The organism is Cyclobacterium sediminis (genome assembly GCF_054781075.1).
The window spans coordinates 239511-263524 of the sequence record NZ_BAAGVC010000007.1 but is presented as its reverse complement, the minus strand read 5'-3'; the positions used below and the strand labels follow the sequence as shown (position 1 = coordinate 263524).

The 24014-nt window shown below is 39.6% G+C and carries 23 protein-coding genes; 15 read left to right on the top strand and 8 right to left on the bottom strand.

The genetic code is table 11. The features are described 5' to 3' along the window. Nucleotides 1-15: 15 nt before the first annotated feature. The gene (locus ACYVHJ_RS09770; protein WP_460514315.1) at nt 16-561 is read left to right on the top strand and encodes an FKBP-type peptidyl-prolyl cis-trans isomerase; all 546 of its coding nucleotides are present in this window, start codon (nt 16-18) and stop codon (nt 559-561) included. Between the two features lie 15 nt (nt 562-576). After that, nucleotides 577-1137 (top strand): FKBP-type peptidyl-prolyl cis-trans isomerase, encoded by a 561-nt coding sequence (locus ACYVHJ_RS09765; protein WP_460514314.1) that lies wholly within the window; start codon nt 577-579, stop codon nt 1135-1137. Nucleotides 1138-1256: 119 nt separating this feature from the next. On the opposite strand, the gene guaB is transcribed toward ACYVHJ_RS09765, so the two are convergent. From guaB to ACYVHJ_RS09750, 3 genes are all read right to left on the bottom strand, one after another. Next, nucleotides 1257-2735: an IMP dehydrogenase gene (gene guaB / locus ACYVHJ_RS09760; protein WP_339900707.1), complete on the bottom strand. Its 1479-nt coding sequence runs from the start codon at nt 2733-2735 to the stop codon at nt 1257-1259. 134 nt (nt 2736-2869) lie between these two features. Beyond that, nucleotides 2870-3526 (bottom strand): hypothetical protein, encoded by a 657-nt coding sequence (locus tag ACYVHJ_RS09755; protein ID WP_460514313.1) that lies wholly within the window; start codon nt 3524-3526, stop codon nt 2870-2872. Then, a complete protein-coding gene (locus ACYVHJ_RS09750) occupies nt 3526-4716 on the bottom strand; it encodes an RsmB/NOP family class I SAM-dependent RNA methyltransferase (protein WP_460514312.1) in 1191 nt (396 codons plus the stop codon). The genes ACYVHJ_RS09755 and ACYVHJ_RS09750 overlap by 1 nt, the downstream gene beginning before the upstream one ends. A gap of 72 nt (nt 4717-4788) precedes the next feature. Between ACYVHJ_RS09750 and ACYVHJ_RS09745 the strand changes: the two genes are divergently transcribed. The 3 genes from ACYVHJ_RS09745 to prmC are packed head-to-tail and all read left to right on the top strand — an operon-like array spanning nt 4789 to nt 6328. Next, complete coding sequence (locus ACYVHJ_RS09745) at nt 4789-5109, top strand: hypothetical protein (protein ID WP_303613257.1); 321 nt, start codon at nt 4789-4791, stop codon at nt 5107-5109. Next, on the top strand, nt 5082-5486 hold the full coding sequence (locus ACYVHJ_RS09740) for a magnesium citrate secondary transporter (RefSeq protein ID WP_460514311.1): 405 nt from the start codon (nt 5082-5084) through the stop codon (nt 5484-5486). Before ACYVHJ_RS09745 ends, ACYVHJ_RS09740 begins: the two co-directional genes overlap by 28 nt. Next, entirely contained in the window at nt 5483-6328 is an 846-nt protein-coding gene (prmC, locus tag ACYVHJ_RS09735) for a N5-glutamine methyltransferase family protein (protein ID WP_460514310.1), read from the top strand. The genes ACYVHJ_RS09740 and prmC overlap by 4 nt, the downstream gene beginning before the upstream one ends. A 108-nt stretch (nt 6329-6436) precedes the next feature. Here the strand turns inward: prmC and ACYVHJ_RS09730 are convergent, their stop codons facing one another. Then, a complete protein-coding gene (locus ACYVHJ_RS09730; protein WP_460514309.1) occupies nt 6437-7045 on the bottom strand; it encodes a thiamine pyrophosphokinase in 609 nt (202 codons plus the stop codon). 293 nt (nt 7046-7338) lie between these two features. Between ACYVHJ_RS09730 and ACYVHJ_RS09725 the strand changes: the two genes are divergently transcribed. The 3 genes from ACYVHJ_RS09725 to ACYVHJ_RS09715 are packed head-to-tail and all read left to right on the top strand — an operon-like array spanning nt 7339 to nt 10569. Then, nucleotides 7339-7851 (top strand): 3-hydroxyanthranilate 3,4-dioxygenase, encoded by a 513-nt coding sequence (locus ACYVHJ_RS09725; protein WP_460514308.1) that lies wholly within the window; start codon nt 7339-7341, stop codon nt 7849-7851. A gap of 59 nt (nt 7852-7910) precedes the next feature. Further along, entirely contained in the window at nt 7911-9191 is a 1281-nt protein-coding gene (gene kynU, locus ACYVHJ_RS09720; RefSeq protein ID WP_460514307.1) for a kynureninase, read from the top strand. Between the two features lie 25 nt (nt 9192-9216). Next, nucleotides 9217-10569 (top strand): FAD-dependent oxidoreductase, encoded by a 1353-nt coding sequence (locus tag ACYVHJ_RS09715; protein WP_460514306.1) that lies wholly within the window; start codon nt 9217-9219, stop codon nt 10567-10569. Nucleotide 10570: 1 nt separating this feature from the next. Here ACYVHJ_RS09715 and ACYVHJ_RS09710 read toward each other — a convergent pair whose 3' ends face one another. After that, nucleotides 10571-11494, bottom strand: coding sequence for a 1-aminocyclopropane-1-carboxylate deaminase/D-cysteine desulfhydrase (locus ACYVHJ_RS09710; protein WP_460514305.1), 924 nt, complete (start codon nt 11492-11494; stop codon nt 10571-10573). A gap of 52 nt (nt 11495-11546) precedes the next feature. Between ACYVHJ_RS09710 and ACYVHJ_RS09705 the strand changes: the two genes are divergently transcribed. From ACYVHJ_RS09705 to ACYVHJ_RS09675, 7 genes are all read left to right on the top strand, one after another. Continuing rightward, nucleotides 11547-12581 carry an RluA family pseudouridine synthase gene (locus ACYVHJ_RS09705; protein WP_339900690.1) on the top strand — a complete coding sequence of 345 codons (1035 nt, stop codon included), beginning with the start codon at nt 11547-11549 and terminating at the stop codon, nt 12579-12581. Between the two features lie 489 nt (nt 12582-13070). After that, nucleotides 13071-17405, top strand: coding sequence for a hypothetical protein (locus ACYVHJ_RS09700; protein ID WP_460514304.1), 4335 nt, complete (start codon nt 13071-13073; stop codon nt 17403-17405). Between the two features lie 88 nt (nt 17406-17493). After that, nucleotides 17494-18522: a phenylalanine--tRNA ligase subunit alpha gene (gene pheS, locus ACYVHJ_RS09695; protein WP_460514303.1), complete on the top strand. Its 1029-nt coding sequence runs from the start codon at nt 17494-17496 to the stop codon at nt 18520-18522. A 106-nt stretch (nt 18523-18628) separates the two neighbouring features. Then, on the top strand, nt 18629-19468 hold the full coding sequence (locus ACYVHJ_RS09690) for an FkbM family methyltransferase (RefSeq protein WP_460514302.1): 840 nt from the start codon (nt 18629-18631) through the stop codon (nt 19466-19468). Then, nucleotides 19468-20247, top strand: coding sequence for a glycosyltransferase family 2 protein (locus tag ACYVHJ_RS09685; RefSeq protein WP_460514300.1), 780 nt, complete (start codon nt 19468-19470; stop codon nt 20245-20247). Before ACYVHJ_RS09690 ends, ACYVHJ_RS09685 begins: the two co-directional genes overlap by 1 nt. Before the next feature lie 364 nt (nt 20248-20611). After that, on the top strand, nt 20612-20986 hold the full coding sequence (locus ACYVHJ_RS09680) for a hypothetical protein (RefSeq protein ID WP_460514299.1): 375 nt from the start codon (nt 20612-20614) through the stop codon (nt 20984-20986). A 471-nt stretch (nt 20987-21457) separates the two neighbouring features. Continuing rightward, nucleotides 21458-22021 carry a DUF3244 domain-containing protein gene (locus ACYVHJ_RS09675; RefSeq protein WP_460514298.1) on the top strand — a complete coding sequence of 188 codons (564 nt, stop codon included), beginning with the start codon at nt 21458-21460 and terminating at the stop codon, nt 22019-22021. Between the two features lie 106 nt (nt 22022-22127). Here ACYVHJ_RS09675 and ACYVHJ_RS09670 read toward each other — a convergent pair whose 3' ends face one another. The 3 genes from ACYVHJ_RS09670 to ACYVHJ_RS09660 all read right to left on the bottom strand — a co-directional run bounded on the left by ACYVHJ_RS09670 (nt 22128) and on the right by ACYVHJ_RS09660 (nt 23907). Next, nucleotides 22128-22595: a TlpA family protein disulfide reductase gene (locus ACYVHJ_RS09670; RefSeq protein ID WP_460514297.1), complete on the bottom strand. Its 468-nt coding sequence runs from the start codon at nt 22593-22595 to the stop codon at nt 22128-22130. A gap of 20 nt (nt 22596-22615) precedes the next feature. Beyond that, entirely contained in the window at nt 22616-23452 is an 837-nt protein-coding gene (locus ACYVHJ_RS09665) for a sugar phosphate isomerase/epimerase family protein (protein WP_460514296.1), read from the bottom strand. Nucleotides 23453-23544: 92 nt separating this feature from the next. After that, on the bottom strand, nt 23545-23907 hold the full coding sequence (locus tag ACYVHJ_RS09660) for a hypothetical protein (RefSeq protein ID WP_339903990.1): 363 nt from the start codon (nt 23905-23907) through the stop codon (nt 23545-23547). Nucleotides 23908-24014 lie beyond the last annotated feature (107 nt).

Sequence of the window (24014 nt, the reverse complement as noted above, 5' to 3'; positions counted from 1 at the left end):
ATATACATACCTACCATGATTAGAAATATTAAGTATTTGGCATTCATGCCTCTTTTCGCTGTTTTACTTTCCTGTGTCTCTGAAGAGGAAAATTTGGACGTGATTTTTCAAGAAGATCTCGATAAAATTGAAACCTATATTCAGAATTTCCCGGACGAATACATGAAAAAGGAAGAAATAGAAGGGACAGGTATTGTACTTTTGTTTACGGAAGTAGTAGAAGAAGGTGAAGTAGCAGTCGCCAGGGATACTTTGGCTGTGGATTATACCGGTATGCTATTGGACGGTACCGTATTTGACACTTCCATTGAGCAAACGGCAAGGGACAATGGACTCTACAGTGAATCCAGAACCTACGAACCCTATGAACTAGTGCTGGGAGTTTCAGGTGTTATCCAAGGTTGGCACGGGGCATTGTCTCTAATGAAGGAAGGAGAGAAAGCTACGGCACTTATTCCTTCCTATTATGGTTATGGAAGTCAGGGAGCAGGTTCTATCCCACCAAATTCTGTTTTGGTGTTTGAATTAGACCTGACTGAAAACAGACCTTATCAACCTTAAACAAATAGCTAAAGGATGCGTACTAATCAATTAATTATAATTTTCTGTCTGGCCATTTTCAGTTTTTCTTGTGATGACAATTTGAGTGGCTATGGCTATCCTACCTATGACACGGAAGGAAATTTAGCCATTGACAGGGAAAAAATTGATACCTATTTAGAAACTGCTCAATATGACAGCCTTTATAGGATCCACGATCCTTCGGGAGTGGTGGTCATCGTGACAGAGGAAGGAACCGGGTCAAGACCTGTTTCAGGGAATGTGGTTTATACCAATTACACCGGTTATTTGCTGGATGGAACTGTTTTTGACTCCAACCTTGAAGACGTGGCCATGGAAAATGATATTTATGATGAAGACAGAAATTACGATATATTTTCTTTCTTCCTTGGGCAAAGTACTTCTAATGGAGGGGCCATTCAAGGCTTTACTTATGGATTTCAAAGAATTCGAAGTGGCGCGAAAGCTACCATTATCATCCCATCCCCCTATGCCTATCAAGACAATGAGAACGTTGCAAGGGTTCCGGCCAACTCCGTGTTGGTTTTTGATATCGCCTTTCTAGGCATGGATTAAACTCGAAATAGGCAATAGAAAATCTATTTCATAATCCGGATTAAAAATCCCTTTTATACATTAAAAAAGGCCGGTGGAAAATTTCCACCGGCCTTTTTTATTATTATAAATGTCCCGTATTAAGATTTGGCACTATAGTTTGGTGCTTCTCTTGTTATGTTGATGTCATGAGGATGTGACTCCCTTACTCCGGCAGCTGTGATCTTGACAAATTTTCCTTTCTCTCTGAGGTCATCTATGGTAGCTGTTCCGCAATAACCCATGCCTGCCTGCAAGCCTCCTACCATTTGGTACAGCACTTCTGAAACCAGGCCTTTGAAAGCTATTCGTCCCACTATACCTTCAGGTACCAGTTTTTTAATGTTTTCTTCGGCATCTTGGAAATAACGATCTTTGGATCCCGATTCCATGGCCTCTAGAGAGCCCATACCGCGGTAAGATTTAAATTTCCTTCCGTCAAAGATTATTATCTCTCCGGGTGCTTCCTCTGTTCCAGCAAGGATAGAACCAATCATTACTGAAGCAGCTCCGGCAGCTAAGGCTTTTACAATATCTCCGGAATATCGAATTCCTCCATCTGCAATAACAGGAACATCTCTTCCTTTCAAGGCATTTGAACACTCCATGACAGCGGACAGTTGAGGCATACCCACACCGGCAATTACCCTAGTGGTACAAATACTACCCGGCCCAACGCCCACTTTTACTCCATCGGCCCCGGCATCTGCCAAAGCTATGGCGGCTTCTGCAGTGGCGATGTTCCCAACAATCACATCAAGGTCTGGGAATATGGTTTTGATCTTTTTACAAGTCTCAATCACTCCTTTGGAATGGCCATGAGCGGTATCGATACTAATAACATCTACTCCTGCATTTACCAAGGCTCCCACTCTTTGCTCTATATCAGCAGTAACACCTACTGCAGCGCCTACACGTAATCGGCCGAAACTATCCTTACACGCATGAGGTTTATCTCTGCGCTTTAGGATATCCTTATAAGTAATTAAGCCGGTCAACTTATAGTCTTCATCCACTATAGGCAGCTTCTCGATTTTGTATTCTTGAAGGACTTCTTCAGCCTCTTCTAACGTAATCCCTGCTTTTGCAGTGATTAGCTTTTCCATGGTCATGATCTCCTTTACCGGTCGACTTAGGTCCTTGATAAATCGTAAATCCCTATTGGTGATGATTCCTTTGAGAAACCTGTTCTCGTCTACCACAGGAATGCCCCCAATATTGTATTCACTCATTATAGCCTCTGCATCTTTTACCTTGGCATCAATGTCTAAGGTAATGGGATCCAAGATCATTCCACTTTGAGATCTTTTTACCTTTCTTACCTGAGCTGCCTGCTTTTCGATGGTCATGTTTTTGTGAATAAAACCAAGCCCGCCTTCTAAGGCAATGGCAATGGCCAATTCAGCTTCAGTAACAGTGTCCATGGCTGCAGAAACCAATGGAATTTCCAATTGAATGTTTTTGGTAAGGCGCGTAGAAGTGGAGGTGTCGCGGGGAAGTACCTCGGAATATCCTGGTACTAAAAGCACATCATCATAGGTGAGTGCTTCGAAGAGAAATTTATCTGTGTTTGGATTCATGGCAAATGGTTAAATACCCTATTTGCCCGTCAAAGATACAATGAATTTAACATGCGAATCAATTTTTTTCTAAAAAAAATGTTAAAAAAATTAAATTTGTCTCTGCTAAAAGGAATAATCTTTGGAGGGAGTCATTATTCCATATCCTTAACTGCCTTGGACAAAGCTGCACTTATGCCCCTCATTCCTCGGTCATTTGGATGAGAAGCCACCGCTTGATTTTCGAATTTTCCGATAGCCATATTATCAGGATCTGCTCCTAAGTCACTAATATCAACTACCTTCCATAAATTTTTATTGGCAGCATGAATCAATTGTTCATTCACTAGGGGTCTTGGCCAGAAAGTAGTCGTCACAATATATTTTGTATCCTCTCTTCCAAGATAAAAGGCAAATTCCTCAATGGCCTCGGCTAAATTCCAATTTGAAATTTCTCCATCTTCTATATTCTCCCCCAGCCTAATAATAATTATATCTGCATCAAAGGCTTTCAGGTGAGCATATTGTTCAAAGTTTAATGTTTCAAAGCCTCTTTCAAATGGATACACATTCTCACGCATCATATACAATTGAGACATTAGGTTTTGTAAATCGGCTTTCAATAATGCAAAATAATCCTGCTCGGGGCCACTGGCAGCCATGCCCCAATTGGCATTCCAACCTATGGAAGAATCCGGAGGGTGGATGGTGATACTGTTGCCTATCACCAATATTTTGTGTGAGGAAAGAGGTTTTTCGCTTGTCTCACATGATACTATTACTAAAATTAGCCCCAGTAAAAATGACCTCATTACTTTTTCTTTCTCAATTTGGCAATATAAAACCCATCAAAGCCACTTTCATGGGAAAGCACCTGAGTTTCTTCCATGAGTTCAAATTGCTGACCATTTTCACTGTTTAGGAAAGCCTCCACTTGCTTGTGATTTTCAGAAGGAAGAATACTACAAGTAGCATAGATCATAATTCCACCCGGTTTGAGCATGGAGGGATACTGAAACAAGATCTCTTTTTGTAAGGCTTCTACTTTTGCTATGGATGCCGGGTTGAGCTTCCACTTGGTATCCGGATTTCTCTTTAAAACTCCCAAGCCAGAACAAGGAACGTCTAACAACAAACGGTCAGCACTTTCATGAAGCCTTTTAATGGTTTTGTTACTCTCAATGGCCTTGGTTTCCATTATTGAAATCCCGGCTCTTCTGGCTCTTAACTTGGCGTTTTTTAACTTCCAGGCCTCTGTGTCCATGGCTAAAATTCTGCCTTTGTTCTGCATCAAGGCCGCCAAATGTAAGGCTTTACCTCCGGCTCCTGAGCAGGCATCGATCACCCTCATACCCGGCTCCACTTCCAAAGCTGCAGCTACCATTTGCGAAGAAGCATCCTGCACCTCAAATAGCCCCTCTTTAAATAATGGGGTCCGAAACACATTCTTGCGCTTTAGCAAAACCAAAGCATCAGGATATTCTTTTGGAACATATGCTTTTACTTCCAGTTCCTCCAGTTTATTTTTGAGCTCAGTGCGCTGTGTCTTAAGCGTATTGGCACGCAATACCACCTGCGCTTGTTCATTTAGACTGGCCAATTCGTGCTCCCAATTGTCACCCAATTGTGCAGCTCCCATTTCATCTAACCAATCAGGAATGGACTGCAACACGGCCCGGTCTTCTATCTTAGACCTATGTTGCCTGATTTTCTCTCCATTGATACCTTTGAACTCTCTCCAATCGGGCAAGACCCTGTCATGCAATACCCAATAGGTACCGAACCAGTGATAATAATCATTCGAAGGACTTAGTTTCTCAATCAACCTTTTCCATCGAACGATCTCATAAACACTTTCTGCAATAAATGCCCGGTCTCTGGCCCCCCATTTTGGATTTGATCGCAAAACTTTTTCTATTACTTTGTCAGCGTAATGGTTATTGTCAAATATTTCTTCCAACGCTTTGACCACTGCGTTAACTGTATTTGGAAAGAGCTTCATATAGGCATTTTTAATTTAACCACAAATATAGAAAATATGTACGGGGAATATGCCCAAGAAGCATAAGAGGAGTTGGCAGAAGATGGATATTTTGGTATTTTTGCCGCTATGGGAGAAAAAAAATGCCCAAATTGTGGAAAATGGACTGAATGGAATCAAAACCTGACAGATACCTGCGAACATTGCGGTGAAATACTCGGAAAGGAAGAATTGGCCTTCGAAGAAAAAAGAGCTGCTCAAAAGAAAGTCAATGAAGAACAGTGGATTTTCTACATTAAGGAAAGCGACAGTGCATTTGTAAAGAAATCCAAAATAGTGGGTAATTTCTTCTATAGCCTATATATCACCATTATCACAATAATTGCTTGGCTGATAGCTGCCTTGCCCGGATAATGTCGGTGCTCAAAAATCCCTTCTTCTGGTTTCCATGTATACTATTCTGGGCCAATCAATACCTTGAAAAGATTCAAGGCCTGTTTTTGCCATTTTTGCACAGTTACCTGGATGACCTCCTTGCCATACCGGTGGTCCTCGGCATTACCTTACAAGCGTTTAGGTGGATGCATCAAGACCCTACAAAACTGATCTTCACCAAAAAGCAAATCATCATTGGCCTGGTATACTTTGGCCTGTTATTCGAAGGGTTCCTGCCCGCTTGGTCTTCTGTGTATGTTCGAGACCCCTTGGATTTGGTCTGTTATGCTATAGGCGCCATTTATTTTTGGTTTTTCATCAATAACAAAGGGATCGGTAACCCAATTAAAAAATGAATTTAAGAGACGTATACAAGGCCTATGTAAGCCAATTAACCTCCCTTTATCCGGATACTGAAGCACGCAGTCTGGTGATGTGGCTTTTCGAAGCCTATTTGTCTGTGGACCGTAAAGATGTATTAAATAAAAAACCCATTCCTTTAGTTCCTGAAAACTTAGAAAATGCCATGGCCAAATTAATGGCTGGTGAACCCATACAATACATATTGGCAAAAGCACCGTTTTATGGAAGAGAATTTAGGGTTGGCCCCGGTGTACTGATTCCCAGAAATGAGACCGAAGAACTGGTCCAACTGATTCTACAAAACAACAAAGGAAAAATGAAAGTCCTTGACCTTGGGACAGGCTCTGGTTGCATTGCCATATCCTTGGCGCTGGAATGGGCAGAAGCGGAGGTGTCGGCCCTAGATATTAGTGAGCAAGCTTTGGCCATCGCCAAACACAATGCAGCAAAACATGGAGCAAAGCTCAATTTTATCAAAGCAGATGTTTTGAATAAAGATTTGCATTTGGATCAATATGACCTTATGGTCAGCAACCCTCCCTATGTGTTGGAAAAAGAACGTGCATTGATGCAAGCCAATGTGCTGAAACATGAGCCTGAATTGGCTTTGTTTGTACCCAATGAGGACCCCTTGCGCTTCTACAAAGCCATATGCCTTCATGCCAAAGAATCTCTCAACCCTAATGGCTTCCTGTATTTTGAAATCAATGAAGCTTTTGGTCCGGAAGTCGTTTCCATGATGAACAGTGAAGGCTTTGGAGAAGTCCGGCTTATCCGGGACATCAACGGAAAGGATCGCATCGTATATGGCCAAGTCCGGCAAACGGTACCTTAAAACTTTATACCAGGATTGTATAAAAGGGTTGCCATTGATTTATGGGCAGGAGAATCCTAATTTTTTTAGCCCATTCGTCTACAGCATATTTTTGGCTTGATTTTTCGGCTACACCAAGGTACCTATCCAAAACAAATCATTGCTACTAAAGGTATGAAAGCCCTCTTCAAGCTCTAAAAAGGTAGTGTATTGGATGCGAAAAACATTGGAAGCAGATGCCGATTGATGTTCAATAAATTGTCCTTCAGCACCATTTACCTGTATGGGACCTTCGGGGAACCATTTTTTCATTTTTCCTTTCCTTGCCGGAAAATACCTTATTCCATTGTAAAAAAATACGATGTCCAAATTTGATAGTTGAGGAAGCAACTCCCCTATACGCAAGGGATCAAAGTTCAGGATATTTACCGCATGATGCTCTTTTTCCCTAAGGTAGTTGAGGCCGGCTTCTAAGAAGTCACCTTCAGCCGAAGTGATAAATATTACCGGATGCTGTTCTTCAAGCAAGTAAGGGTTGGCATTCTGGAATTCCTTTGTGGCAAGAATCCCATCAATTTTGATACCCAAGGACATGATTTTTTGCACATTGTTTTGGGTAACCAGGACGGTAGGCACCCATTCGAGCAGGGAAGAGAGAGTTTCCGTATCTCCAATTTCTTCAAGCAACAGAAGCAAAGCCGGTTCTTGTTGTTCTTTTACAAAATGGTGTGAGGACATAAGGGCTTAAAAAAGGCTGAATTGAATCATTTTAGCGGGTCAAAGCAAAGCAATCATTTACTTTTTCGGGCAAGTTACTGAATAGCAATGATAAAAAATTGGTAGGTCACCATTTATTCAAAACCATGCAAAAAACCTTTGTAAACAATCATTTTTACCATTTTGTTAATGCTAAGGTTTATATAGTTCATTAATAGGATATTTTTTATAATTTTGGCCGTTCGCCTTAGGCCTATAATTCATTTCAGTAGGATCAAGAAAGCCCAGGCATAATCATTAAAACTATTCAAATTATGGCCGTTTCCCAACCAATCAATTTCACCAAATGGATAGATGATCACCGCCATTTATTAAAACCTCCAGTGGGCAATCAACAAATGTACCTGGAAAATGACGACTTTATCGTCATGGTGGTAGGAGGTCCAAACGCCAGAAAGGATTACCATTATAACGAAGGTGAGGAGTTCTTTTACCAAGTTGAAGGTGATATTGTTCTTAAAATAGTAGACGATGGGGTAATGAAAGACATACCCATCAAAGAAGGGGAAGTGTTTCTACTGCCTCCCAGAGTGCCTCATAGCCCCAGAAGACCGGCCAATACAGTGGGCCTGGTGATAGAAAGGTATAGAAAACCGGGTGAAGAAGATGGTTTCCTTTGGTTTTGTGAAAACTGTGACAACAAACTTTACGAAGAATATGCCACCATCACAGATATAGTAAACCAACTGCCACCTATAATGGATCGTTTTTGGGCCAACCCCGAAAACACATGCTGTAAAAAATGTGGTACAGTAATGCAAAAATAGGCCGGGTATGATTTCTGGAATTTTGATTTAAAATAAATACACCATTTTCCCATCCAGATATGGATCAGATTGCATTTGAATTAACACCGGAATTTGCGCACAGAATGGATCAAGCTGATCCACTGTCCACTTTCCGGGAAAAATTTTATATTCCGGAACAAAATGGCCAACCACTGATCTATTTTTGTGGCAATTCTCTTGGTTTACAGCCCCGAACCGTCAATGCTTACTTGAAACAAGAACTGGAAAAATGGGCTGATAAAGGAGTGGACGGTCACTTTGAAGGCAAAGTACCCTGGGTCGATGCCAGAAAACCTTCTAAAAGCCTGCTTGGACCTTTGGTTGGAGCCAATCCGGAGGAGGTTGTAGCCATGAATAGCCTAAGTGTAAACCTCCACCTATTGATGGTGTCATTCTATCAACCCAAAGGAAAAAAATTCAAGATCCTAACCGAAGCCGGGGCTTTTCCTTCTGATCAGTATATATTGGAGTCTCAGGTAAAATTTCATGGCTTGATTCCAGATGAAGCCATACTGGAATTGGCGCCAAGACCAAATGAACACCTGTTACGCACCGAAGACATTCTTCAAAATATAGAAAGCCATAAAGATGAATTGGCCTTGGTCATGCTTTCGGGACTTCAGTACTATACAGGACAGTTGTTTGACTTAAAAGCCATAAGTAAAGCAGCCAATCAACACAATATCCCTGTAGGCTTTGATCTTGCCCATGCCATAGGCAATGTTCCGCTCCAGCTTCATGACTGGGGAGTAGACTTCGCAACTTGGTGTAGCTACAAATACCTCAACTCAGGACCCGGTAATGTCGCGGGAATCTTCGTGCACGAAAAACACCGTGACAATCCCCTACTGCCTAGATTTGCCGGCTGGTGGGGACATGATGAAAAAGAACGATTTAAAATGAATAAGGGCTTCAAGCATATGCCTGGAGCAGATGGCTGGTTATTAAGCAACGACAATGTACTGGGCTTAGCTGCCCACCAGGCTTCGCTGGAATTATTTGCCAAAGCCGGCTTAGAAAATTTAAGAAAAAAGAGTATTCAATTAACCGGTTATCTCGAATTTGCTATTCGCGAAACAATTAAAGACCCGGAATTGTTAGAGATTATAACTCCTTTAAAACCAACAGAAAGGGGCTGCCAGCTCTCTTTATTGATTCACAAAAAAGGCAAAGAAGTTTTTGATTTGTGGATTGATAACGGAGTGGTGGCGGATTGGAGAAATCCGAATGTCATCAGACTTGCACCCACCCCTATGTACAATAGCTTTCAGGATGTTTTTGAATTCAGTAAAATCCTCAAAAACTCATTGAAAGAATAACCCCACGAATTAAACCTATTAAAAAATGAAAGAGAAAATAGACCTATTGGGCGCGGGACTCATCGGATCCCTACTTGCCATATACCTCAAAAAAAGAGGACTAGATGTGACTATCTATGAAAAACGTCAGGATTGGCGCAATTCAAATAAAACCGGAGAAGGCAGATCAATCAATATGGCGTTGAGTGACAGAGGCTGGAATGCCCTGGAAAAAGCAGGCTTGAAAGAAAAAGTTTTGCCCTATACCTTAGCCTTGTCCGGCAGAAGAATCCATGATGAACATGGGAATACCTACTTTCAGCCCTACGGAAAAGAAAACCAAGCCATTTATTCCATCAGCAGAAATGTATTTAACGAACTGCTAATGGATGAAGCAGAAGCACTTGGCACAAAGATTTATTTTAACCACAAGGTGGAAAATGTCAATGTTTCTAAGCGAGAAGTGGAATTTTGCCTTAAAGATGGCTCAGAAAAACGGATGACTTCAGATGTATTAATTGGTTCTGATGGTTCCTATTCTGCACTAAGAAATGCCTTTCAAAGTCAAGTAAGATTTAATTTTTACCAAAAATTTATCTCTCACGGCTATAAGGAATTACATATTCCTCCTACTGCTACCGGAGATTTCGCACTGGACCCCAATGCCCTTCATATTTGGCCAAGGGGAAAGTTCATGCTCATAGCATTGCCTAATTTGGACAAGTCGTTTACCTGTACCCTGTTTTTACCTTTTGAAGGTTATAAAGTTAGCTTTGAAAATATCTATGATGACAAGGATATCAATCTAATTTTTAAAACTTATTTCAATGACGCCTTTGATTTGATGCCGAATTTGTTGGCTGATTTTAAAAACAATCCTACTTCTTCACTTATCAATACAGAATGCTATCCATGGACCGAAAACAACGCCTTGCTCATAGGGGATGCGGCCCATGCCATGGTTCCTTTCTATGGACAAGGCATGAACTGTGGATTTGAAGATTGTTTTATTTTGGACAACCTTATCGAGAAATACGGCACCTCCTCCTGGGACTTGGTCTTCGGAAAATTTCAGAAAACAAGGAAACCGGATACTGATGCCATCTGCCAGCTGGCCATGGATAATTTCAAAGAGATGAGTGACAATATAGCTGATCCTAAATTTCTGATACGGAAAAAAATTGAAGCCAAACTGCATGAATTGTATCCCAAAGAATGGCAACCCCTATACAGCATGGTAACTTTTTCTAATATGCGTTATTCGGAGGCCTATGCCATTGGGAAACTTCAGGAAAAAGTGATGGATGAGGTAATGAAAGACCCGGATGTCCCCAAGAATTGGAATGATTTGGATTATGCTGCCATTCTAGAAAAAGTGGAAACTTCCGGAGAGGTGTAGGTCAAAACTTAATGCCGAGTCTTTGCTCATACCCGCGGATTCCTTGCAATCCTCCGGTGTGTAAAACCAATATTTTACTTCCCCTGGGGAAATAATCTTTCTGAATCAAGTCAAAAAGGCCAAATAGCATCTTTCCTGTATATACAGGCTCAAGTGGTAGATTGGCTTTTGTTTTTATTTCCTGTATAAATGATATCAAGGTTGGCTTTTGCTTGGCGTATCCTCCAAAATGATAGGCGGTCTGGATTTCATACGCACAATTGGGCTGAATCCCATATTTGCGGAGCAACTGATCCACCTCAGAAATTATAAAATCACCTTTCAAAGAAGAAAAGCCAATAAGCTTTTGCTTGAATCTGGCACTTGCCAAGAGCCCTGCAAATGTACCTCCGGTCCCAATAGGACAAGTAACAAAATCCATTGTCAAATCCTTGTCCTCCAATATTTCCTGGGTTCCTTTTATGGCCAGGGCATTGGTTCCTCCCTCAGGGATCAAATAAAACTCCCCAAATTTGTCTTTCAAGCTTTTAAGTATCGTATCACTGTCTTTTTGCCTGTACTCTTCCCTAGACATTGGGTACAATTCCATCCCTTGATTCCGCGCATCATCCAAGGTTGGATTAAGTGGAGTGACAAGTTCACCTCTAATGACTCCTATGGCCTTCAACCCCTTTGCAGAAGCCGCCAAGGCGGTGGCATGAATATGGTTGGAATATGCCCCTCCAAAGGTCAATACTTGTGAAAGCCCCGATTTCTTCGCCGCTTCAAGGTTATAATGTAGTTTATAAAATTTGTTACCTTGAACATCCGGATGAAGTAGATCCAGTCTTTTAACAATTACTTCTAAGCCCTTTTCACTGATTAACGGGTCGTAAAGTGGCTGATATATGGCAGGTTTTAACGCAGTCAAAATAAATTTATCCAATGATTTTAAGTCAAAACTCTAATTGTTTTTGATCAAATCCTAATTTTGCACCATGACAGAGATCACGAATGAAGAATTACCGGAAGAGGAAAGTTTTTTCGATCACCATGAATTGACTGTAGATCCCGGCCAAAGTTCGATTAGAATAGACAAATTTATTACCGATAAACTGGCCTATGCTACTAGAAATAAGGTTCAGCAAAGCATTCTTTCAGGAATAGTTAAAGTAAATGGGGAGGTAGTAAAAGCCAACTATAAAATCAAAGCCGGCGACCTGATTACCTTTGCCATGGAAAAAAGTCGCAAGGAAACAGAGGTGGTAGCGGAGGATCTTCCTTTAGACATCAGGTATGAAGATGACCACCTAATGGTGGTTTATAAACCTGCAGGCATGGTGGTGCACCCTGCACATGGCAACTGGACCGGCACCTTAGTTAATGCCTTGGCCTATTATTTTAAAAATCTTCCTGAATTACCCGGAAATTCAGGGCGTCCGGGTTTGGTACACAGGATAGACAAAGACACCAGTGGACTCTTGGTAATTGCTAAATCTGAAAGGGCCATGAGTCATCTTGCCAAGCAGTTTTTTGATCATTCCATATCAAGAACCTATGTGGCCTTGGTCTGGGGAGAACCAGTTGAGGATGAAGGAACAATCAATGTACCCATAGGCCGGGGTGTCAAAGACCGGAAAGTGATGCAGGCCTACCCTGAAGGTGATGCCGGAAAGTCAGCCATCACTCACTGGAAGGTTATCAAAAGACTTCGGTATGTCAGCCTTTTAAGCTGCGAGCTAGAAACCGGAAGGACACACCAGATTCGGGCTCATATGAAATACATCGGCCACCCGCTATTTAATGATGCCATGTATGGAGGAGATCAAATTCGAAAAGGTACCCAATATTCAAAGTACAAATCCTACATTCAAAATTGTTTTCAGATACTTCCCAGGCAGGCACTACATGCCAAATCTTTGGGTTTTATTCACCCGATAAGTGGCGAAGAATTGTATTTTGAAGGGGAAATACCGGAGGACATGTTAACGGTCATCGAAAAGTGGGAAAATTATGTGAAATTTGAAAAATAGCCAATTATTGAATCTCTAAAAGCGACAATATAATAAGACTTATAATTTCCAATAAGTCTTATTTTTAGATGCTTTTTTAAGAATATTATAATTTTTTAATATTTCTAATGATAATATTTTCTTAATCTCTACGATTTATTACATTTGCTATATCAAAATATAATTCGGTTTCCGCTCTGGAAAAGCGAAGTGATTTTTGATAAAGTTCTCAAACACTGTAGGGTGTTGAAATTGGCAGACATGCCCTCCTGTCTCGGGGGTGAGGAAACCGGTTTATCCGGCGTATTGGACAAAGCACACATCGAGCTCAATGTGTTGCCTAACAACCTCGTGGAGGTTCGAATCCTTCTCCTACAGCATTTATACCCAAGCCGGTGAATATATTGAAACATATATCCACCGGCTTTTTTATTTATGGCAGCTCAAATTTTTCTTTTAGCAGTCTTTCTTAAACATTTTCCTCTTTATTTTGTATTCTTGATCTGAAAAATGAGTGGAGAAGAAATAGATATCAAAAAATCCGGAAAAAAAAGAAAGCGATTGCTGAAAATCATTTCAGTTCTCGCCTTTCTTGCTGTCTCAACCCACTTTATTCTTTTTTTTGGAGCGGACTGGTTATTTAGAGAGTATATACAGCAACAGGTAGAGAAAGTTTCAAAAGGCAAATACGCTGTAGACTTTGAAAGGGTGTACCTTTCTTTGTTTCAGCGTGGTCTTTTTGTCGAAAAGTTTCAACTTGTACCAACAGACCCCACAATTTTTGATGCCCTAGAGATCCCCTATTATAAAATTTCAGTAGATCAATTGGATATATTGGGCCTAAACTTCCTAGGTGAAGACGGCAAGTTAACAGCTGATGAACTACGCTTGACAGCTCCCATGATCCAGTCCAAACAACAATTGGAACTTACTGATAACAAAGAATTCAGCCCACTCAAACAACTTGAATTCGAAATTAAAAAATCACTTAATGGTCCCTTAAAGGAGATTTTTATCAATGATTTTTACATCGATCAGGCCAATTTTTTAATAGAAAATTTCCTAAGTCAAAAATCCATTGCTGCCCAAAACACCAACCTTTACCTCAAAAACATTCACCTCATTGGAGAAAAGGAAGAGAATGCTCCTTTTGGCATCGAGGGCTTTCAATTGGATTTTGATGACTTTGAGGTTTCATTAGCAGATAGCATTCATAGGGTCATGGCAGAAAAGGTAGCCATCTCTTCTCTGGACAAGCAAATATTGGCGAGCAAGGTAAGGGTTACCCCTAATTTGGAAAAAGCTGCAGACGTCTACTATGAAATATTTTTGGAAAAGCTAGCCTTGACAGATGCTGACATCATGGAGATGTTCCAAACGTCAAAAGTCGCCATTGGAGACCTCAATCTTAATGCACCGCATATCGTTTTGTATACGGACAGGAATGCGATGGATGAGGAGGCAAGAACCACAGACATGTATGGCTTGGTGGAAGATTTACTGGAGTCGATCACCATAAAAGCTTTGACCATTGACGATGGACAATTCTTGCAAAGGGGTGTTCATAATCCAAATAAGAACAGGATTGAAGCAGATGAAATCCAATTTTCTTTGGAAGATGTATATCTGGGACAAGATGAAGAACTTAAAAAAGATAATTTCCTATATGCAAGAAATGCAACATTAGAAATTGATCGGGCAAAAATAGCATTGGCCGACGGGGTGCATTGGATTTCAGGACACAATATTTACCTGTCTACTTTAGATGACAAGGTTAAGATCAATGAAATAGAACTTAAACCGGAAGTGAATGAAGACAGCCTTGCGGAAGCTTCCCTTTTTGAAATAAAAGTACCACTGCTGGAATTTGCCAATGCAAATCTGAGAAAAGTTTACAATGAAAACATCATTGACATAGGAGAGTTGCTAATAAATGCACCGGATGTAGTGATCAAAGACATCCTTGGCAATGCTACCGAAGAAAGCGATCCCTCCCAAATGACCGACTTGCAGCAATTAACCAAAGGGTTTTTTAAAGCTGTATATGTCCAGAAATTAGAAGTAGAAAATGGTAGTCTGGTGCTAGACAATCACCTAAGAGTAAGGCAGGACAGTCTGGCTTTCGGGAAAATAAGCTTTCTGCTAGAAAATTTCCAGTTGGATGACAAATACATGTCAGACACTTCTTCGAGGATTTTTCTGGCCGACAACCTTAGGCTTGAGATTGAAGACTATGCCCTAAAATTGTCGGATAACCTGCATCTTTTTGTGGCGGACAAAATATTGATTGACACCCAAAAGGATCTATTGAATATAGAAGGGTTTAAACTTAAACCCTTCTCCCCTGAAGCGGTACTTCCCTTGCTGGATAAATATGGCAGAACAACCGTTTTGGACATTGAGATACCGGAATTTTCTGCTACCGGAGTGGACATCAACCAAGCATATTTTCAAAACAAGTTATTTATCAATCATATTGATATCCCCAGTCCTATCATCCATTGGACAAAATACATCCCCAAAGAAAATAACAAGCAAGAAAAGCTAAAACGTGGAGATGTATTGGATTTGATAACCAGCTATTTCAAAGTGATCAGCATTGACTCTTTGAGCACCGAAAAAGGTACTTTCAACTATGAAAACTTTGCCAATGAACAGTTTAGATCTTTCGCCGAAAATGACATCTCAGTAAAAATTAGGAATTTTTATCTGGACGAAAACATCAACCCTGCAGCTAACAGGACCTTGTTTTCAGATGAAGTAGACGTCAATCTCAACAATTATCTATTCAACTTGGCCAATGGAAAATACAGCATTGTGGCCGGCCGTATAGGCTTCAATTCTGCTCGGGAAGAAATCAATACCTTCGATGTTAAGTTAATGCCCAATAAAGACCTCGAATCAAAGGTCAGTATTGAGGCGAGTTTTCCCGATTTGAGCTTTAGTGGAGTAGACCTGGAAGCCTTTTTGTTTGACAACACCTTGGCATTGACCAAACTTCGGTTTTCAGATGCTGAAGTGAATTTGTCCATCAACCGGGCCTTTAACAAAGAAGAAGACAAGCCAAATGGGGAAAAAAAGAAAAGTAGAAACCTTCCAAAAACCATTGATGTAATCAAAATAGATTCCATTTTGGCCACCAATGGTTCTTTTAATGTGGCGAATTACCAGAATGGAAATGATTTACAATTGATCAATACCGGAATCAACATAGCCATAGCAGACTTTCTGCTTGATTCTACCAGGTTATCACATGGAGACATTGCCAGCTTCTTTTCGACAATGGCTTTGGATGTAGACAATTTTTCTCTGGCACTTAAGGACAGTGTTCATACAGTCACTTTTTCAAAAATCCAACTTGACTCTCGGAAGGAAGAAATATTAATCGAGAATGTGAATGTGGTGCCTAAAGAAGCCCCTGAAAATCTGCAAGGCCCAATAATTAAAGCACATATTCCCCAGATCAGCATCAATACCCGCTCCCTTACAAGTTTTCAAAAAACCGGAGAGCTTGATGTATCCCTATTGCGATTAACAGATCCTGAGGTCAACCTCTACCTAAGCAAAAATGAACCCCCTATTGAATTACCTAATGGGCAGGGAAAGGAAGTGAGCCGCAAAATATTGGAAAGCATCCTGATCAGGAATTTCAAACTCAATGGTGGAAGTTTTGCCTTGATAGACAAGTCTGACACCCTACCAAAAAGAGCTTTTCATAACCTACGTCTAATCCTTAGTGACCTGAATTTTGACTTTACACAAAAACAACAATTCAATTCTGATTTCTTTTTCAATGAGGATTTCCGCTTTGAGTTCAAGGACTATGAACTGAATTTACCGGACAGCTTAAATAAAATAAGCATTGGTAAATTAATGGTTTCTAAGGACAAATTGATCCTTAATGAAGTTCGGTTTTTACCTAGGGTAGGGCGGTTTGCCTATGCTCGAGCAGTAGGAAAGCAAACAGATGTGATGGAATTGTATGTGCCGAAAATCACTATAGAAGGCTTAAACCTAAAACGGTTTATTGCTGAAGAGAAGATTGAAGCCCTTAGCATGACCCTGGAAATGCCACAATTGGAAGTGTTTAGAGACAAAAGAATTGAAGAGGATACCACAGTGGTCAAGATGATGCCTCAGCAGTTGATGGAGCTATCCAAGCAGATCATCGAGTTGGACACCTTAATTGTAAAAGAGGGCATGCTTACTTATACAGAGTTTCCAATCAAAGGAATGGTCCCGGGTGAGATTACTTTTGATCAGTTCAATGCCAAAATGTACCCTTTTAGATTGGGGGAATTTGGAGAAGACAGGAAAAATCCCGAGGTGGAAGCCGATTTTAGAATCAACAAGGTAGCTCCGATAAAGGCCAAAGTTCAAATGGAATTTGAAGACCCTTACCCTATTGCAGTGGAGGCAGAGGTAGGTGCTTTTGACCTTCCTTCCATCAACTCCATATTGGCTACCAATGCTTTTATTACGGTAAAAAGAGGCAAGGTAAGGGAGGGAAAATGGCATTTTGTGGTGGATAAAAATGAAGCCATTGGTGAGATGACCTTAAAATACAACAAGCTTAAAGTGCAGCTTCTGGATGAGCGTACCTTAAAAGATGCCGGAGGAAGAAAAGGAATTTTAACTTTTGTCATCAATGCTTTGGCTTTAAGAAAAAACAACCCTAGGCCTATTTTTAACCGGCTGGTAAGTTCTCCAATCTATGTGGAAAGGATTCCTTATAAGTTTGTTTTCAATTATATGTGGAAGGCTACTTTTTCAGGATTAATGGGAAGTTCAGGATTAATGCAACCCAAAATTCCCAAGAAAGAAGAGGAAGAAGATAGCTTATAGTAGAAAGAATCCCTTTTAGCTCTTTTAAAAGATAGGTGGCCTCAAAAAATTATTTTAGATTTGTGGTCTTACAAAGATGAATTTCCACATGCATAGTGAAAAAATAAACCAGATTAAAGCTGAATTAGCAGCAGCCAAAGCCGATTCTGCAGAAGAACTAGAAGCTTTCAGAATGAGGTTTATAAGTAAAAAGAGCATTATAGGTGCCCTTTTTGCTGAAATGAGGAATATACCGAATGATCAGAAAAAAGCATTTGGCCAGGAAGTCAATGAAGTAAAAAATCTGGCTGAAGAAAAATTTAAGGAATTGATCGCCCAATCTGAAAGTGGTAGCCAACAGAAAAGAGTGCTCGATCAGGACCTCACCTTGCCACCCACGGCTTGGCCTGTTGGAGGAATTCATCCATTAACAGCCGTAAGGCAAAGAATTGTAACCATTTTTGAAAGAATAGGCTTCAACCTTTCTGAGGGACCTGAAATTGAGGACGACTGGCACAATTTCACCGCATTAAACTTCCCGGAAAACCATCCGGCACGTGAAATGCAAGACACGTTTTTCATTGAAAAAAACCCCGACATCGCATTGCGGACCCATACCTCTTCTGTTCAAGTTAGGGTGATGGAAAATGAAGAACCTCCTATTCGTACCCTGTCACCGGGTCGTGTATTTAGAAACGAGGCAATTTCTGCCAGAGCGCATTGTATATTTCATCAGGTGGAAGGTTTGTATGTGGATGAAAATGTCAGTTTCTCGGATTTGAAGCAGACTTTATATCATTTCGCAAAAGAGATGTTTGGGAAACAAACCCAGGTAAGGTTCAGGCCTTCCTATTTCCCTTTTACGGAACCAAGTGCAGAAATCGATATTTCTTGTCAACTCTGCGGGGGTAAAGGTTGCAATATTTGTAAAGGCAGTGGTTGGGTTGAAATTGGAGGTTCCGGTATGGTAGACCCCAATGTGCTTAAAAACTGTGGAATTGACCCTGAAAAATTTACCGGATTTGCCTTTGGTATGGGCATAGAGCGAATTGCCATGTTGAAGTATCAAATCAATGACCTTAGGCTATTCACCGAAAATGACATTAGGTTTTTAAATCAGTTTAGAGGGTTATTATAACTTATCGCAAATCCTTAAACAAAGGACAAATAGGATATTAGTGAATATTTAACATCATAAAATTTTCTGAATTTGTAAAGCACCCAAATTTTAATAACTTTGATTGATGCACAAAAATCATTCACTAATATCCTTAAAGCGAAAACTACAGCAGCAATACAAGTCTTTACGGTTCAACTTAAGTGCCTCTAATAATCTTGCTTTTATTGGGTTTTACAAATACTTTTATAAACCGAAGGAGGGAAGCCTAAGTGATTTTCTGAACCTATTCTCCCAGTCTAAAAAAAATAACTTTACGGTTATTCAGATCGGTGCCAATGATGGTATTACACATGATCCCATTCATAAATTTATAAAAAGAGACAACTGGAAGGGTGTTTTGCTAGAACCTCAACCGGGAGTATACCATCAATACCTTAAAAAAATTTATGTAAAAAATAAGGGAATCAATACCCTATGTGCCGCCATAGGGGAAAAAGACGGTTGCCAACCCATCTATAAAATTGGTTTTTCAGACATGAGGTGGGCGACAGGATTGACCTCATTTTCAAAGGAAAAAATTCTCAAAGCCTTTGAAGATGGGATAGTTGCCTCAAACTGTGAAAAATTTGGAATCGCAATACCCCAAGACAAAAGCCAATGGGTAAACCATGAAGACGTTGCTGTGATCTCTCCGAAAAGCCTTTTGGAAAAATACAAAATTTCAAAGATAGACCTTTTGCAAATTGATGCGGAGGGTTATGACTTAGAGGTTATCCGCATCTTTGACATTCCCAAAACTCAACCTGAAGCCATCATTTTTGAAAATGTTGGTCTCAATAATAGCGATTACAATTCCTGCTTAAGAATCTTGAGAGAAAACCACTATAGCATCAGAAAGTTTGGCCCAAATACCTTGGCACTTAAAGAACCCATTGACGATATGTTCCAAAAATTCTTTCATTGATGACTAAGGCACTGGTATCCATTGTGATTCCCTGTTATAATCAGGGCAAATATCTTGAAGAAACGGTTCAATCTGTTTTGGCTTCCTCTTATAAACCTTTAGAAATTATTATTGTAAATGATGGATCGAAGGACAATTCCTTGACAATTGCCCAACAACTGGCAAAAAAACACAGCGAAATAAAGGTGTTGGACCAAAAAAATGGGGGAGTTGCCAAAGCCAGAAATAAGGGGATAAGGGCGGCTAAGGGAACCTATATCTTACCTTTGGATGGTGATGATCTCATTTCTCCACAATACCTGGAAAAAGGGGTGGAAACATTGAGTAGCAGTCCCAATGTAAAGGTTGTTTATTGCCAAGCTGTCAAATTCAATGAAAGTGGCCAAAAACCCTGGAAGTTAAAACCCTTTAGTCGTAATCAACTGGCCAGAGACAATATGATCTTTGTCGCTGCTTTGTTCCGGAAGTCAGATTTTCTTGAAATTGGCGGTTTTTCTGAGGACATGAGCATGGGACGTGAAGATTGGGAGTTCTGGATCAAAATGCTAAAAAACGGAGGGGACGTCATCCAACTCCCATTTATAGGTTTTTACTATCGATTAACACCCACAAGTAAACGCAAGAAAACAGGTACCAATCAAAAGAAGAGAGAAAGGATTGCTTACCTAAATGCCCATCATAGGTCTTTCTTTGAACAAGAATTAAATGGCCCGCTTAGGTTTCAGCGCACCTGGTCAAAACCCTACAATACCCTTTTAAAGTGGTTGGGGAAACTATAGGACATCTTAATTATTAGACCAAAATATAGAGGCTACCTCTATTAAAAGCCTTTCCTTATGAATGCCCTAAACCCGGATTGTGTAATAGGGTTTCCGGTGTTTCCTGGAATTGTTGCAATCAGGGGATAATCAGGTTGCTTGGAGATTTTAGCTTAGCGGTGCTATGTTGAAACTCCCATCAAAAGCGAAGGACAACAATTCCCCATTTGAATAGCAGCATGCGCAAAAAAACGACATTCACAATAGATTATTTGCAATAGTCTATGCAAACCAACACAAGTCGTTAAAGGCCCCATGAAAACTTACTGATATTTTGGAATCAAGAGAAATAATATTAAATTAAGGTGACTTTGAACCCAAACCCATGAAAGAAAAAATCAATTTTACCCTCCACAGCATAAGCCTAATCCTTATTTTAGGGCTCCTTGCTTGGTATTTTGTAGGTACCGGAATTACTGCAGCTACTGCGTTTACCTATATGATCATGGTTTTAATCGTTGTTGAAATTACCAGTTTGGCTTTGATTAGCAGTACTTATCCGGAAAGCCATACCTCATTTAAAATAGGAATCATTGCAGCCTTATTTATCCTTTTTGGTATAAAAACAATGATGCCCTCTTTTTTCATTCCAATTTCCGTAACCCTGATTACCATTAATTTTCTCTATAATTTTTATAGCAACAATAAACGGAGAAAGGGTGCTTTTAAGCGAAGGAAGAACAAAACTGCTCGTTTCTAAGATTTCTTCATTCTACTTTTATTTAAAAAATGCGAATAAAGGGGTGATCAGAAGCAACAAGCATCCTGTATTGCTAATTCCAGCTCCTGCAAAAAGCAGATTTCACTTATTTCAACTAAATTTAGCTTAAAACCATTGATCGTTTTCAAAACAACTACTGTTCGGAATCGATCAGTAAAACCAAATTATTACCCACATTATCAACTACTTATATTTTTAATTATTTTTTTTTACATTATTTTTTAAAAGGTTTGAGCAAGTTTTTATGGTAAAATAATGAACGGTGCTTTAACAAAGAACCGTCCGATTGTCCGCTTTTGATACAACTTATCCTAATCTGCCTGATCTTTTAAGGTTGCATCAGCTTTAAAATAAGTCACTATTGGGTTTAGGGCTCGACTGCTTTCATCGATTTGGTATGTGCTTGGCAATAATCGAGAAAACAACAAAACCTCTAAACTTCACAATATCATGAAAGCATTAGTAACATTATTTCTCGTATTTGGAATGTCCTATTCAAGTTTTGCATGGGATAAAAGCCTAAAGGAAGTTTCCTCCGTAGAAACAAAAGAACAAAGGTTTATCATTAAATTAGCTGACTCCATAGGAAAAGTCCGAATCAGCATTTATGATAAGAATAACATAATCATAAGCAGGAATTTTTTCACAGTGGAAGGTCCTGAAAATATTCCTTTCAACTTAAGCAGTGTCCCTGAGGGTCAATACAGAGTAAAGCTTGAAACCAAAGAGGAAGCGCAAATTTTTGAAATAAAAAGCTATAAAAAAGTAGAAAAGAAACTGATGGCTTATGCCAAACCAATCGATGAGAAAAGCTTCAATCTTAAGGTACTTGGCCTAACAGATCCGGGCACAGAAGTCACTATTTTTAGAACAGATCACAAAGTGCTTTTGAAAGACAAAATTCAAGAAGAAGGTGGTTTTTCAAAAAATTATCGACTTAAGTTTTTAAAACTTCACCAGGTATATTTAAAAGTAGAAAATGAAGGAAAAAAGAAATTCTTGTATTTCGATTGAAAAAAATAAGTGCAATAAAAAGTAAAAGCCTTCCCATACACAGGAAGGCTTTTGCACTACAGCTATAATGCTACAATATCGGCTAGCTCCATCATTTTGGTATTATTTATCGATAGGCTGCAATGAGCTCCTTGAATTTCTCTTCGCTCATAAGCCCAGTATGAAAATGCCTGCTGCCATCAGCAGCAACAAACAAAGTAGCCGGAATGGCTCCTGACCAATCTTTCTCCAATTGCCTCTTCCAGTTTTTTTGTTCTTTTTCACTGAGCAACCAAACCGGTGATATTATCTCCAATTTTTCAATAAAAGCCTCTACCCGCTCCGGTTTTCTATCGTCGTCTATGGACACAAATACCAGCTTGGTGTTTTCCATATTTTTTACAGCAGCTTCAAAGTAGGGCATTTCCTTGATGCAAGGTGCACACCATGTGGCCCAGAAATTATAGATCCTCAATTCATCTGACTTCGTCTCAATTTTATTTTTAAAATCATCATAGTCCAAAGTTAGCATGGGTTCAGGGTTATTGAAACCTAGCCCTATGATGATTAACAATACTTTAATATTTATGAACATAAAATTCTACTTTTTTTAAATCAATTGTTTAAAGCCTGGTTGATGTAATAAACGGACTGTGGAATTTGGGCCACGGACTTGGAAGACTCATCCTCAATTATCAAAAATTGTGTGCCTCCTTTTTTCGCTTGCAAAATAATATTTTTGATGTCAATATCGCCTTTTCCAAGCACCACATTCGATTCTACATCGCCAGTTCCATCGCTACTTCCCGGGGTTCCCTTCTTTCTGTCTTTTAAATGCAGCAATGGGAATTTGTCAGGATGCGCTTTCAAAATTGCCAAAGGATCTCCTCCACCCATTTTTACCCAAAACACATCCATTTCAAACTTAAAATCTGTGGCATTGTCCAGCATATAGTCAAAAAGTGTTCCCTCGCCCTGGGGCTTAAATTCATAGCCATGTGGGTGGTAACAAAATGTTAATCCCTCTTCTTTTGCCCTTTTGCCAAATTCATTAAAAAGCTCAGTCGCTTCTTTTGCTTTTTCAAGGTCAAATGCTCCATTATGTGGAATCCAAAAAGTTACAATGTACTTGGCACCAAAATCTTTGGCCTTTTTTATCACTGCTTCAGGATCATTGATCAGCTCATCATAGGCTCCACCCACGCTTATCATTTGAAGGTTATATTTTTCCAGGAGGGCTTTGTATTTTTTATCACTCATTTCATAGGTACTTCCCCCCTCAATATAACGGATGCCCCATTGCTGGATAAGTTCATGATTTCTTTCAACATCCAATTTCATTTGCTCCCTTAAACTATATAGTTGTAGCCCAATCTCTTGAGCTTTAGAAGTCATGACAAGTGAAAGAGCGGCAAATATGCCAACGAGCATTAGTAAGTTTAAGTTTTTCATGGGGTTTATCATTATAAACTAAAATAATAAAATCCCCGCAGACATACAAAAAAATAAAAAATTAAGGCAGTAGATTAAGAGAAAGTCTCCAATCAATCCTCTTTAAAAGTATCTAATACATACAGAAATATATTAAGCGAAAGGGTTGATGTTTCCTCATTTGCAGTGCTATTTTTCACCCCATCGGCCTTTTTTTCCTGAAGCAAAATTTCTTTTGACTGAGATGATTTTTGAATCAATTCTTTATCGTAACCAATGAAGCGGTTTTTATTATTTTCAGAATTCTCTCCTTGAATCATTTCAGTCTTCTTCAAAGTCGCTTTTTGTTGCACATAATTGTAAACGTTACCGTCATCATTTTGTGAAAAAGTTTCTCCGGATATAAAACAGAAAAATAATCCCCCTAGAATAAAAGGCATATTGGAAAGAATCCGAATATTATTTTGACAAATCATGATATTGTTCGTAAATGGGCGAAGAAAGACTTCAATTAACTGTTTATAAATCAATAATAAACAATTATTTATTCTTATACAAATGAAAAACAAGGCCTTAAGCCTAT